The sequence below is a fragment of the Chromobacterium haemolyticum DSM 19808 genome (assembly GCF_000711885.1).
Lineage (GTDB): Bacteria > Pseudomonadota > Gammaproteobacteria > Burkholderiales > Chromobacteriaceae > Chromobacterium > Chromobacterium haemolyticum.
Map to the genome: position 1 here is coordinate 44,877 of NZ_JONK01000008.1, position 12,893 is coordinate 57,769.

Consider the following 12,893-nt stretch of genomic DNA (forward strand, 5'->3'; position numbering starts at 1 on the left):
CTCCTGAAGCGCCGGCGCGTGGCCGGCGTCGAGGTTTAGCGGAAGTTCTGGATAATGGCCGCGTCGATATCCTTGAACACCTTGACGGTGTTGGATTGCGCATTGCGGTACAGGTTGTATTCGGACAGCTTGCTCTGGTAGTCGGCCAGGATCTTGGGGTTGGACGGGTTCTTGTTCAGGTCGTCCAGCGCGGTTTTCAACTCCTCTTGCAGTTGCGCTACGCCGTTGTCGAACTCGCCGGACATATCGCTGAGTGTCCAGTCTTTGTTAGGGAGATCGATTGCCATGGTGAATTACCTTGTGGTTCTAGAGTGGTTTGGGGAAATACCAGTGGCCGGTCGCCATCTTGACGTAACCCTGGTTGCCGTACTTGAAGGACTTGCCCTTGAGCCAGTCGTCCTTCAATTCAATGGCGAATTGCACGTAGCGGCCGCCCCATTGGCGGTAGTAGTCGTCGACGAAGCGACGCGCGCGCAACAGTTCGCCGTCGTCCAGCGAGCCCTGGATTACGAAGGTGACGCCGTTGGGCTGCTCGCTGCGGGTGAAGGGCAGCGCCTGGCGCGACAGGCCGGTTTCGGCCTGACTCGCGGCGGCGGCGTCGTCCACCGGCACAATGTCCACCGCGTCGGCGTAGGGCATCTGCTCGGCCAGCCGCTGCGACAGCGCCTGACTGGCCGGCCCGCCCAGCGCGGCGCGCTGTTGGCTGACCCAAAGCTGAGGCCGGCGCGGGTTGTCCAGCTGCAAGCGGTAATAGGGCAGGTGCGGGTAGTGATCCGCCAGCCAGCGGCCGACGCGTTCGTTTTCCTGCCGCGGGCTGAGCACCCGCGCCGGGCGGTTGTAATCGCCGCGCGCCAGTACCTGCCGCGCCCAGGCGCTATCCCGCTCATTGGCGGCGGCGACGTAGAACACGCCGTCGCGGCCGGGCAGCACCTGGAAGCGTTGGCTGTCGCGTCCCAGCAGCGCGTTCAATTCCGAGGCCTGGCGTTGAGGGGTGTTCCACAGCCAATAGCCGCCGCCTGCCAGCAACAGGACGGCGAGCACCGCCAGCGCCACCGCGGCGGCGGCGTGGCGACGCGCCGGTTTTTGTTCCGGCTGCGGCGCGTCCTGGCCGTGACCCAGCACCTCCGGCGACCAGGACAGGTGCTCCGGCCGCAGCGCCAGTTCCAGCGCGCCGATGCGCAGCGGGCGGTTGAATTCGGCCGGACGCTCGTCCACGCCGGCGTCGCCCAGTTCGCGCAAAGTCACTCGGTCTGGCTCGGCGCGATCAATCAGCACTTCGAAATTGACGCCCCCCTGTTCCAGGGGAATGAACAGAGCGTCGGCCGGCAATTCCGGCAACTGGCCGGCTTCGGTCAGGGCGGCGGCCGGGCCCACCAGAAACAAGGTCTTGCCCGGTTGCAAAAGGAATTCGCAGCCGCGCAGCGGACTGTTGAGCAGGCGGACCACGATGGGCGCCGGCGCGGAGAGAGTAATGTCTTCAGCTGCCATGGTGTCTGTCGGTGAGTGCGCAAGGTTCTGCGATATTGGCATTCACTTTACGGACAAGACGGAACGGATTCCTGATGGAAAACCGATGAAATCTCGGGTGGGGAATCAGATTCGGGGAGGAGGGAAAAAGCATGGCGGCGTGCCGTGGAAGCGGCGGCCGCCATGTAAAGGGGGATCGGGGACGGCGCGGGTTTAGCGCTCTTGGGCGTCAGCGGCCCGCGCTGCCATTCTTTGTTCTCTAAGGGCCTGCCGCTCTTTCAATTCCTTGATGAGCTCATTTCCCGCCGGCGAGGCGGCCGAGGGTTTAGAACCCGGCTCCTTGCGCAGTTTTTGGCTTTGCTCGTCGCGTAATTGCTGTATATCCGCTGCGCTGGCCGCCGCGATCTTGTTCCAGACGCGCGCCGGGCCGGCAGCAGGGGCCGCCGCGTTGACGGGCGGCGGTGGGGGCGGCGGCGGCGGCGGAATCTGCCCGGGCTGCGTTGGCTGCGGCGCGGCGGCCATTACGGCAGGCGCGGCTTGAACGACGGCTACCGATTGCTGCGGCGTCTTGACCGGGGCGCACTTGCCGGCGGTGTCAGCCAGTTTTTGCTCAAAATCCTTGAGCGCCTCGGGCGTCATGCGTTGGCGCAGCAGCGCCATCGGGTCGCGCCTGGGCGTCGGAGCGGCATTGGCGCGGGTTGAGGCACTGTCCGCCAGGGGCATGGGCAGTCGCAGTTTGCCGGCGGGTCGAGCCAATGTTTTCGCGGGCGGCTGGGACGCCGCTTGTTGGAAAGCTTGCCGCAGTTGGCTGACCGAGCGGCTGGGCTGAGCCGTGCGCGGCGCTGGCTGAGGCGAGGCCGCTTGGCTGACGCCGCGCAGCTGGGCGGTCCAGGCCGGCTGCGGACAGGTTCTTGGGGCGGCGACCGGGGCCGCCACGGGCTGCGGGCGCTGCGGGGGAAGCGAGCGAATCATGAGAGCTCCTTGCTTGGGGGTGGGGCGGCTTGACGCAGTTTCTGATAGCGCCGCCACACTTGCTCGGCGTAACGCATGCGCAAGGCGCGGCGGCTGGGCGCGGTGCCGGCGTTGTAAGCGCCCACCGCCTCCCAGGAGTAACCGTAGCGTTTCATCATCTCGGCCAGGATGGAGGCGCCGACGATCACGGACAGGCAAGCGTCGCCCATCAACTGCGGTTCGGTGACGCCCAACTGACGCAGCCGCGGCAGATGAGCGCTGTTGATCTGCATCAGGCCCAGGTCCCGGCTGCCGTCGCGGTTGCGTCCCACCGCGTCCGGCTTGAGCCCGGACTCCTGCTGGGCGATGGCGTAGAGTAAGTCCGGCGCGATGTTGAACATGCGGCCGGCGCGATCCCAACAGTCCGCCCGCGCCCCGCCGGCGCACAACAAGAGAGCGGACAACAGGCCGACGCGGATCACGCGGCCTCCGGCTGGCAAGGCTGGGCCTGTTCCGCCAGTTCGCTCAGACGCGGATCGTGGCGCCAGGCCTTGATCCACAGATAGCCTTCGGCCTGCAATTGGCGCCAGTGCTGGACTGCGGCCTCCGGGCCTTGCGCGGCCAGAATCAGCGGCAACAGGCTGGACCGCACCTGGCGGCTGTCCACCTTGGCGAGGAAGGCCCGCAGCGCGGGCACCGCGGCGTCGCCGTGTCGGCAGTAATCGACATAGCAGTGATTGAGGGCGAGCAGGCCCGCTTCCTCGCCGGAGTCCCGCACCGCCTGCACCAGCTCGTCGGCTTGCGCGTACTGGCCTTGCAGCCCCAGCAACAGCGCCAGCACGCTTTGTAGCACCGGATGGTTCTGGCCGTATTGGCAGAGCTGGCGCTTGCCCAGCGACACCGCGTCTTCGATGCGGCGCTCGTAATAGGTCAGCCACAGTTTGAGAATGCTGGCGGAGATGCGCGAAGGATCGCGCTCCAGGCAGGCGTCCAGCGCTTGTTGCGCCTGGGCCAGCTTGCCGGACAGGAATAAATGCCAGGCGTGGTAGTAATGGATGTCGACGGCATCCGGCGCCAGCAGCCGCGCCTGTTCGAACAGGGCCTCGGCCACCGCCTGCTGAGAGCGCATGCTGCTGAGCAGGGCCAGCAAGCCCAGCGCCTGCGGGTTGGCCGCGTCCAGCTCCACCGCCTTGTTCACCGCCTGCTGCGCCTGGCTCAGCGCCTGGGCCTGGTCGAACAGTCCCAGCTGGGCCAAGGTCAGATAGCACTCGGCCAAGCTGCAATAAGGCAGCGCGTGGCTGGGGCCGGCGTTGACGCACTGACGCAGCAGCATCAGCGCGCGGCGCAGGCTGGAGGGGGTGTGTTGTTGCAGTTCGTGGCGGCCGTTCAGATAGGTGATGGCCATGTCCAGAGAGCCCAGTTCATTGTTTTGCCCCTGATTCCAGCGCAGGCCGGGAATGCGTTGCGGCAGCAGGCTGGCCAGCCGGGTCTGCAGCGCGGTGATGGGCTGTTCCGGGCTTAGCTCTATGCTTTCATGGTGAATCAGTTGATGGCCGGCGGCGCGCACCAATTCCACCCGCAGCTTCCAGACGCCGCCTTGTTGCAGAGTCTGGCCGGCCAGGTAGTAGTCCGGGCGAAGCTGGTCGATCATCGCCACGATGTCGGTGACGTCGCGGCAGTTCTGGGTGATGGTGGCCGGCAGCACGATCAGGCCGAACGGCGAGTAGCGCGACAGACATTGCACCAGAGCGTTGTGCAGGCTGACCGCGTCCAGTTGAGGGTGGGTGCGGAAAGGCAGCACCGCCACAGAGCATTGAGCCGCGAGCGGCGTGGGTTTGGACACCATGGCCACCGGACGGCTGAAGCGATAGCCCTTGCCGTAAACGGTGTCGATGTAGCGGCAGTCCTTGGTTTCCAGCAGGATGCGCCGCAGCGCGTAGATGCAGCGGGTCAGCGATTCCTCGTTGACTTCGCCGTCCGGCCAGACGCGGTCCAAAAGCGCGTCCTTGCTGACCAGCTCTCCCGCCGCTTCCAGCAGAGCGGTCAGCACCGCCAGTTCCTTGGGCGGAATGCTGATTTGCTGCTCGCGATGCAGCAGCATGCCGTCGAAGTGCAAGACGAAGTCGCCAAAAACAAATTGCCTGTTCATGAAGCCATCTTTATGTAACGCCATCTTCTAGTTCCTCTTGCGCGCACGGCGCAATAGCGCACGGCGGACCATGCGGATCGAGTCGACCAATGCCGCGACTTGTGTGCTATTCCCCGTAGCATCGCTGCATGTCGGCGTGTTTTTTGTTCGGTGGATCTGTTGGGTGATTTGCGCTGGTTCTTGGGGCCGGCTGCGGATTCGCATCGCGCGACGTGTATCCGCCGCTTCCCGCCCGCTATCGCCTGGAATTGCCAGTGTCGTCAACTGACGCTCAAAGCCTTTATCCGGTCATAAAAACAGAGAGAGTGGATGGTACTTTTGCCGACGAGGGCCAGCTTGCAAAAAATGTTCAGCGAATGACATGGTCTTGTTCATCCTGTTCTTATGCCATGGGGTTGATAAATAGGGTTTTGATTTCCTTCGCATAAATTTGGGGTGTGTAGGAATACTACGTGAGGGAGTGCTTGCTACAAATGGGAAAACTCTCAAAAACGAGGGGGGCGGCGGGGGCTGGGCCGCGGCCGATTTATGCAAGTTCGGACAGGCGTGTTGGGGTAGTTTGACGCTGTCGCCGGGCATGCGCCGGCGGCCTCTCATCACCGTCGTTCTGGCCTCGCCGCCAAATCAGGAGCGTTTGAAATGCCTTTTAATGTTTCGTCGAAGCCGATCGCCAATCCCCCCGGTTTGGGGGGGCTGTCCGAGTCGCAGCCAAGCGTGGCGTCCGCGCGGCCGCAAAGCCTGCTCGCGGCCGCGCTGAGCGGCGGCGGCATGACGGCGCAGGCGCCGGCTGTCGAACAGAAGCCGGGAACCTGCGACGCCGACGCCTGGCAGGCAGTGCAAGCCGGGCTGGCTCGGGACTGTGCCAAATATTGCGATTTGGCGGCCCAAGGCGCGGCAGACAAGACAATCAGCGCTGAGACGCGCGGGCAATTGCAAGAGCTGCTGCCGAGCTTGACGGAGCTGAAGCAGCGGCTGCAGTCGGAAAGGCTGTCGCCACTGGCGATGGCCGCGAACTTGAAGGCCGGCAACGGCGAAAACTAGACAGGCGCGCGGGCTCGGCCCGGCGTTTGAGCCGCGATGCGGCGCGAGGAGGCATCCATGTTGGACACAGTTGCAAGCGGGGCGGGTACGGTGCGGTTGCAGGGCTTCCGCCGTTTATCGGAATCTTCGGCCTCGCGGCCGGCACAAGGCCTGGCCGCGGCGTTCAACGGCGCGCGGGGCGCGGCGGAACGCAGCGTAGAAGACGCGCCGCCGGCGCGGGGCAGCCAGGTGGTGCTCAGCGACGACAAGCTGCGTTTGCGGCGCGAGGATCTGGGCCAGACCTTGCTGGCGATGAAACGCGAAGCGTATCGCCAGGCGGAGCCGGAGCGCTCGCGCTGGCCGCGCTGGGTGCAGGCGCTGAACATCCTTCCGCGCAGCCACGCAGTGACGCCCAAGACGGTGGCCATCGTGGAAAGCTTGCGGCGGACGCTGGCGGCCGGCGATGCGCGGACGCCGCTGGACATCAAGGAATGCGCGCGGCTGTCGCTGGACATGGAGGCGTTGGCGCGCACGGCGACGCCGGGCAGTCCGCTGGCGGAGCTGAGCCAGCGGCTGGCCTTGTTGGGCCAGGCGGCTTGGGCGCAATTGGCGCGGACGGAGGCGGAAGCGCAGCTGCTGCCGCAATTCCAGCGCTTTGATCAGCCGGGCGCCAGCCAGGAGCGCAGCGTCGGCGGTGCGGTCGGCGTCGGCCTGGGGCTGGGAGAAGCCGGCGCCGGAGCCAAGGCCACTCTCAGTGTGGGCCTGGCCTGGAGCCGCGGAATGGACAACGACGACGAAGGCTTCGTGTTCCAGAACCAAGGCAGGGCGGTGTCCGCGCGCGCCGGGGTTCAGGGCGGCGTCGGCGTCGCCTCCTTGTCCGGCGCGGTGGAAGGCCGCCGCCAACGCACCGTGGCGACCGAATACGCCAGCGCCACCGCCTTCGTCAAACTGAAGGCGGACCAGTTGGCTCACGGCTCGCGCCGCGACACCTTGGGCCTCAGCGCCCGCACCGCGGTGGGGGCGCTGATCCGCCTGTTCCGCCCCAGCCACGGCAATGAATTGCGTCAGTACCAGCAACTGCAACAGCAGGCTGCGGATCAACAACAACGGCTGGGCGTGTTGCTGGGCTGGCTGGGGCAGCGCGACAGCGCGGCGTCCCTGCCCGGCGCGCAGGTGCCCTATCTGCCGCCCAGCAAGGTGGACAGCGTCAAGGGCAGCGCTTCCGCCCGCGCCGAAGCGGTCGGCGTCGGGGCCGGCGTTGGCGCGGCGGTGGAGCGCATCGACATTCAGGCCGACGCGCTGACGCCGATCTGGCAAGGCCTGCGCCAGGAACAGGGCGCGGCGCGCAACGCGACGATCGCCCAGCAACGGCTGGCCGGCATTGAACAAAAAGCCGCCGCGCTGATGGGCGCGGACGCGCGCAATCATCCGCTAAGCGGACTTAGCTGCGCGCAGAACATGGCGGCGCTGCGCGAACTGGCGCCGGAGAAGCTGCGCGACGCGGCGGACGGTTTGCGCGCCGAATTCGAACATTTCTGCGCCGTTGCCCAGCAACTGGACGCCGGCATCGGCAAGCGCCAGGGCGGCGCGGCGGTGGAGCGCTCGATTCAGGCCGCCTGGCGCGCGGGAAGCCGCGAGGAAACGCTGGCCAATATGGCGCTGGCCCACGCCGCGTTGACGCTGACCGCGGCGGGCAAGGGCGACGAGAGCCTGTTGCAAAGCCTGGACCAATTGGCGCCGCGTTTGTACGCGCCGCCCATCCGACACGACGCGGCGGCGCTGGCCAAGCGCACCAGCTTTCACGACGTGCTGCGCCTGCAAATCCGCGACCGCAGCATCGCTTTGGACCTGGGCGGCGCGCTTGGCCCGCTGGGCCTGAAAGCGGAAGCTTCGTTGACCGAGCGCACCCGGGTGCATCACAACCCGGTGAGGGCGGGGGATTACAAGGACGTGAGACTGATCCTGTCCGGTAATCTGAGCGGCTCTTGGCCGCTGGACGCCTTGCGCGACGCGCTGAGCGCGCAGCTTGCGCCTCACGGCCTGGCAGCCGAAGTGCCTGCTGCGCTGGCCGGGCTGCAAAGTGCTGTGGGCTTGCAAGGCGGCGGCGCGCTGACCCTGCTGCTGCGTTTTTACCGGCCGCAATACCAGACCCAGGCGGATTTCCCGGCGGAGGCCGCCGGCTTCCGGCTCCAGTTGAGCCGGGTTAGCGCCAGCGGCAACCTGGGTGTGTCCGCCTCCGGCGGCGTGCCGCTGCAGCCGGGGGTGTCGCTGGAACTGGGTCTTAACGCCGGCTCCTCCGCCACCGCGGTGCTGGGCGAGCGTTGGGGCGACAACAGCCTGAGCGCGCCGCTGATGCACTATTTGCACCTGAAGGCGGTGGATGAGAGCGAGCGCTGGCCGGCCATGAGAGAGGCGCAACGGCCGGCGCTGGAAGCTCTATGCCGCAAGCTGGCCGAACCGGACTCCGCGGTGCGGCAAGAGGCCGGCTACTACCTGAAGCGCCAGGGCGTGGACGGCGCGGATTTCTTCGCCGCGATGGAGCGCTTCGCGGTCAGCGGCTCCAGGCGCGCCGGGGACGCCGCGCTGGACGCGCTGGACGCGATGATGGAGCGCCAGTTCCCCTTATGGCAGGCGGACAAGCAGAGTTTCGCCGGTTGGGAAGAACTGCCGCTGGCGCGCTAGCGGGCATGGACAACGAACAAGAGGACACATTCTGATGAGAATCACGGCAAGCGGCGCGGCCACGCCGCCGCCGCGCCCGGAAGCGCCGCCGGCGGCATCCAGCCGGCTGGCGCAAGCGGTCAAGGGCGTCGATAGCGTTTGCGAACCCCCGCCGCGCCCCTTGGAGCGTTTCCGCGACGCCGCCCGCTTCGTCGCCTCCCTGATGCCCAGAGAAGGCGAAACCGGACTGGTGGACGAAGAACTGCGTGAAGCGCGCGACCCGCGACATCGCTACCGGGAGTACGCGCAGCCGGCGCACCGGCAATGGGTGGCCAGCGGCGACAATGCCAGGGAAAACTTCTTCGCCTGGATGGATGCCCGCCCTCAGCTGGAAATCAATCTGGCGAGGCCCGGTCAGCCGCCGCGCATGGCGCGCCTGGGCGACGCGCCGCAAGTCAGCTATCTGAGCGACGCCGCCGCGCTCAAGCCCTATTTGGCCGAAGTGGTCGATGGCGTATGGCGGCGGCCGGACGGCGCGCTCATCGACACCGCCGGATCCAACGGCAAGCTGGGCATGCCTGGCTACGCCATCCTGGTGCTGGACCGAAACGACAGGCTGTTCGTCCACGACGCGGTGCTGGGGCGCTTGCACCACACCAGCACCAGCGCCGGCAAGCCGGTGCGGGCGGCGGCGATGATAGAGCTGCGCGACGGCAAGGCCCGGTCGCTGGTGCTGTCGTCCGGCCACTATATGAGCGATCTGGACGATCTGGAACGGCTGCTGGCCTTCCTGGACGGCAAAATGGATCTGTCCAAGCTGGCGGTGCTGGCTCCGCACGAAGACAGGGCGGAACTGGCGGAGGTGATGGCGCCTTACCGCCAGGCCGGGCGTTGAAGACGGAATGTTCTCAGAGCTTGTTCAATGTCTGCTGCGCTTCGTGAAGCGTTGCAGGGTGAGTACAAACTCAACATGCTCATGTACCGCTAGACCATTCCGTTTTTTCGCTCGTTTTCGCCTTGCCTCGTCCTTGCCCGCGAGACTTTGAACAGGCTCTCACACGCAAGCGGCGCGCCAAATCGGCGCGCCGCTTTATTTTGACGGTGTTCAGCTTAGTCGTTGGCCTTCTTGTTACTGTGGTCTTTTTCTGAAAGTTTGGATTGGCGCTTGGTGGGAGATTGGCGGCTGAATTCAACTTTGAAAGGAAGCTCGCCATGTTTGTATCCAGATCAGGCGGTACGTTGAACGCGATATTCGGCATGGACGCCCAAGGCAAGCCGGAGGCGACAGCCAAAAGCGGGCCGCAGGGCGTGGCCTTGTCGGCCGCCCAGCAGCAGGCGGTCAGCAACAGCAAGTTTTTTGAAGCGGGCGCCAGCATGTCCTTGCTGGACCGGCCGGGCAAGATGGGCGATGTGTTCGACCAGCACGCACGGCAATTGGCGGGCTTGCTGCGCCACATGCTGGAGGGGCAGGGAGAAGCCGCTGGCCGCACCGTGTATTTCCAGGGTCGCGAACAGACGCTGGGCGCGGTGTTGCAAGCGGCGATCAAGCCGCTGTCGGCGGAGTCGGACCAGATTGGCCGACAGATGAATGGCGGGCAGGACTTCCAGCCTTGGCTACTGGATACGCTGAGCACCCCGCTGCAAGGCCGCGCCGATGGTTCCGGCAAGCAGGGGCACGCCGAACTGCTGACCAAGATCCGTACCTTGAGCGCGTTCGGCACCACGGTGTGGCAACTGATGAACCCGGTGGAAAACCAGGCCAAGCCGGAACTGTTCTCCCAGCACAAACAGGCCAACGCCGACGCCTGCTGCGCCTTGTTGCGCGAGGCGGGCCTGTCCGCGCAGGCGGATGACTTCGCCGCCCGCTTCAAGGAATTCGCCGGCAAGACCCGTACGCCGGGTTTCGATAATCCATTGAGCCGCGCGCGCAGCGAGCGCATGCCTATGGTGGCGACGGAAGAAGGCGGCGCGCGCGCGGTGAACGGGGTGTACGAGGATGCCGCCAAATATGGCCTGGGCTTTGGCCAAGTGGTGCAGCGCACCGTCGATGGGGCGGACGACGCGGCTTTGCGCCAGGCCTTGGGCGACCGCAACCAGAATATCAATGCGATTCCGCGCGAAGGCGCGCCTATCGCCGATCTGAGCCGCCCGTTCACCATGTCGGAGGCGGACATGGGCGCGGTGCCGGAGGCTTATGCACAGCTAGGCATCGGCAAGATGCTGGAACAGCATGCCATGACGCACGGCACCGGTATTAACCGTTGGCAGCCCTTCGGCGCGTTTGCGATGGAGAGCAATACGCAAGGCCTGCCTTCCGCAGGCGCTCAATCCGGGGGTACCTGCGATATTTTGCTGGCGCTCAATACCCTGGGCGAGGAACGGATTTACGGCAAGCCTGAGCTGGCGTTGGCGGCTGGCCTGGGGATCGCCGCCTTCATGAATTTTGGTGGCTATCACACCTTTGCTGAAACCTTCCCCATCGCCGAGGCCGCCGCCGCCAACCGCCCCTATGTGCCGACCAATCTAGCCGCGGTGAATCAGCCTGAACTGTATCAGCGAATGCAGGCGACGGCGGAAACGCCTTGCCCCGAGGGCAGCGAGCAGATGGCGCGTTTCCTGAGCGCGCATGCGGATACGCTGGCGCCGCTGCTGAGCCAGCATCCCGACTTGGATCTGAGCCCGCGCGCGCATGATGTGGAGTTCCACGGTACGCCGGCGCAGATCGAGCAGTGGCGTGCCTGAGCGGCGACTTCTGCCACCGAAAGGCCGCGGCCTCCCCGCCGTGGCTTTTTCGTGCCGCGGGCGGGGGCAACCCCGTCCAGCGTTCTTGACGCCCTCTGCAGCCTGTTTAGGCTTGGTCCCGCGCCGTGCTCAATCACACCGCGCAGGGTTTGCAGGCCCATCATTTAACTCTCCCGCAGATACAACGGTCCGCTTTGGCACCGTTACGTCTGCTGCCACGCCGTACCCATTCGGGGCGGGCCGTGGCAGGGAGCCTTCGGGCTACCGGTTTTTGGTAGAGTTAGCCGGTCCTGCAACCTTGTCATGTGCCTGCCCCAGCCTCGCCTGGGCAGGTTTCCAAAGATGACATGGAGACCGTGATGACCTTCTCTACCTTTCCCCCCGCCATGCCGCCGCCCGCCTGTCCCCACTGCGCAGGCCAAACTGTCGCACCCGCCGCTGTGCCGGTGATAGAGCAGTTGTATTCATGTTCCCAGCGCTTGCCTGCTGCTGCCGGCGATGCGGCGCTGCTGAACGAGTTGGGCCAGCAAATCAACCAGTGCTATGTCGAACTGGACTCCGCCTTGCTGCGCGGGATGATGGATATGCGCGCCGCCCACACTGGGCTGTTGGCCTTGCTGACTTTGCTGGAACGACGCGACGAGCCGCTGCTGTTCAGCAGCGAAGAGGCCTTGGCCTTGCTGGAACCGATAGAGCAGCGCTTGAAACAGGGCTTGGAGCACTTCAACCCTTTGCTGTGACTCAGGGGGCATATGGGCGGGGCCTTAGACGATAACCGCCAATAGGCGGCTATCCGGCCGCTTATTGGGCAGACCTGTTGCAGGTGGGTATCGCTACGCTCCGGGGCGTTCTAAGCGCAGCTGCCGAAGGCCTTCAGCCGCTCCACATCCACCAGCGTGATGTCGCGGCCGTCCACCTGGATCAGCTCCGCTTCGATCAACTGGTGCAGCATGCGCGAGAAGGTTTCCGGGGTCAGGTTGAGCCGGGAGGCGATCAGGCTTTTGTTCACCGGCAGCGATACCTGCGGCGTGAGGCTATCGCCCTCCTCCGGGATGTGTTGCAGCAGATAGCCAATCACCCGCTGCAAAGAGCTTTCTATGGAGTAGCGCTCCACGTCCCGCACCAGGCCGTGCAGGCGCAGCGACAGGCCAGCCAGCAAGCGCCGGGCAAAGGCCGGGTCGTGGTCTATCGCTTGCAGGATGCCGGCCGCTTCCACTTTGAGCAGCATGCCGTCTTCCAGAAACTGGGCCATTACCGGGCAGGGCCGGCCCAGGAACATCACCGCCTCGGCAAAACTCTGGCCGGGGTGGACGATTTCCATCACTTTTTCACTGCCCTGCGCCGAGGACAGCGCCAGCTTCACCCGGCCGTACACCACCAGAAACATGCCGTCGCAGGGGTCGCCCTTCTGGAAGATTACCTGGCCCTTGAGGCCGCGCAGTTCTTGGGTGTGCGGCACCAGCGCTTGTATCTGTTCCGGGGAGAGTTGCTGGAACAGCGGCTGGTGGCGCAGGAAGGATGGGATGTCCAGATGGCTCATGACGGTGTGGCTCGATAAGGGTGGAGGCTTACACTATAAAATCGCGCTCCGCCAACGGCCATGCGCCATTGGCAGCAGCGGCCTAGTTCGATGTGATTAGAGCCGGCCGCGTGGCGGGAGAAACGGGGGATTGTCTTGTCAGCCGTCTTTGAGCACGACAGGCGAATCGTCCAGGCCCCAGTCGCCGTGCAGATACCAATCATCGCCCAGCACTTCCGCCGGGTGCTGGGTGCGGCTGGAGCCGTTGCCGCATTGCAGGGAGTGGGCCGGGCAATACAGATCACAACCCCAGCAGATGCGTTCGGGGTGGGCGGGGTGAAGCGGGAATTTTTTGGCCATGAGGGTCTTCGTTGTGGGTGACTT

12 protein-coding genes are annotated in these 12,893 nt (G+C 65.5%); 5 read left to right on the plus strand and 7 right to left on the minus strand.

The features are described from left to right. Nucleotides 1–35: 35 nt before the first annotated feature. The 5 genes from BR71_RS07445 to BR71_RS07465 form a co-directional block, all read right to left on the minus strand. A complete protein-coding gene (locus tag BR71_RS07445; RefSeq protein WP_043635026.1) occupies nucleotides 36–287 on the minus strand; it encodes a type III secretion system needle complex protein in 252 nt (83 codons plus the stop codon). Between the two features lie 19 nt (nucleotides 288–306). Next, nucleotides 307–1,488 carry a PrgH/EprH family type III secretion inner membrane ring protein gene (locus BR71_RS07450; RefSeq protein ID WP_081554495.1) on the minus strand — a complete coding sequence of 394 codons (1,182 nt, stop codon included), beginning with the start codon at nucleotides 1,486–1,488 and terminating at the stop codon, nucleotides 307–309. 192 nt (nucleotides 1,489–1,680) lie between these two features. Next, nucleotides 1,681–2,127 (minus strand): hypothetical protein, encoded by a 447-nt coding sequence (locus BR71_RS24120; RefSeq protein ID WP_156038901.1) that lies wholly within the window; start codon nucleotides 2,125–2,127, stop codon nucleotides 1,681–1,683. Nucleotides 2,128–2,435: 308 nt separating this feature from the next. Continuing rightward, on the minus strand, nucleotides 2,436–2,900 hold the full coding sequence (gene iagB, locus BR71_RS07460) for a type III secretion system invasion protein IagB (protein ID WP_205208309.1): 465 nt from the start codon (nucleotides 2,898–2,900) through the stop codon (nucleotides 2,436–2,438). Continuing rightward, nucleotides 2,897–4,591, minus strand: coding sequence for a HilA/EilA family virulence transcriptional regulator (locus BR71_RS07465; protein WP_052370418.1), 1,695 nt, complete (start codon nucleotides 4,589–4,591; stop codon nucleotides 2,897–2,899). The genes iagB and BR71_RS07465 overlap by 4 nt, the downstream gene beginning before the upstream one ends. 615 nt (nucleotides 4,592–5,206) lie before the next feature. Here BR71_RS07465 and BR71_RS07470 point away from each other — a divergent pair. The 5 genes from BR71_RS07470 (at nucleotide 5,207) to BR71_RS07490 (ending at nucleotide 11,730) form a co-directional block, all read left to right on the plus strand. Beyond that, nucleotides 5,207–5,608, plus strand: a complete 402-nt coding sequence (locus BR71_RS07470) for a hypothetical protein (protein WP_043635034.1) — start codon at nucleotides 5,207–5,209, stop codon at nucleotides 5,606–5,608. Nucleotides 5,609–5,665: 57 nt separating this feature from the next. Next, on the plus strand, nucleotides 5,666–8,269 hold the full coding sequence (locus BR71_RS07475) for a hypothetical protein (RefSeq protein ID WP_156038902.1): 2,604 nt from the start codon (nucleotides 5,666–5,668) through the stop codon (nucleotides 8,267–8,269). Nucleotides 8,270–8,303: 34 nt separating this feature from the next. Beyond that, nucleotides 8,304–9,143 carry a hypothetical protein gene (locus tag BR71_RS07480; RefSeq protein WP_043635043.1) on the plus strand — a complete coding sequence of 280 codons (840 nt, stop codon included), beginning with the start codon at nucleotides 8,304–8,306 and terminating at the stop codon, nucleotides 9,141–9,143. A 317-nt stretch (nucleotides 9,144–9,460) separates the two neighbouring features. Beyond that, complete coding sequence (locus BR71_RS07485) at nucleotides 9,461–10,990, plus strand: hypothetical protein (RefSeq protein WP_043635045.1); 1,530 nt, start codon at nucleotides 9,461–9,463, stop codon at nucleotides 10,988–10,990. A gap of 359 nt (nucleotides 10,991–11,349) precedes the next feature. Further along, nucleotides 11,350–11,730 (plus strand): hypothetical protein, encoded by a 381-nt coding sequence (locus tag BR71_RS07490; protein ID WP_043635050.1) that lies wholly within the window; start codon nucleotides 11,350–11,352, stop codon nucleotides 11,728–11,730. A gap of 110 nt (nucleotides 11,731–11,840) precedes the next feature. Here the strand turns inward: BR71_RS07490 and BR71_RS07495 are convergent, their stop codons facing one another. Together BR71_RS07495 and BR71_RS07500 are read right to left on the minus strand one after the other, a co-directional pair. Beyond that, nucleotides 11,841–12,530: a Crp/Fnr family transcriptional regulator gene (locus tag BR71_RS07495; RefSeq protein WP_043635054.1), complete on the minus strand. Its 690-nt coding sequence runs from the start codon at nucleotides 12,528–12,530 to the stop codon at nucleotides 11,841–11,843. 138 nt (nucleotides 12,531–12,668) lie between these two features. Next, complete coding sequence (locus BR71_RS07500) at nucleotides 12,669–12,869, minus strand: DUF3079 domain-containing protein (RefSeq protein WP_043635063.1); 201 nt, start codon at nucleotides 12,867–12,869, stop codon at nucleotides 12,669–12,671. Nucleotides 12,870–12,893 lie beyond the last annotated feature (24 nt).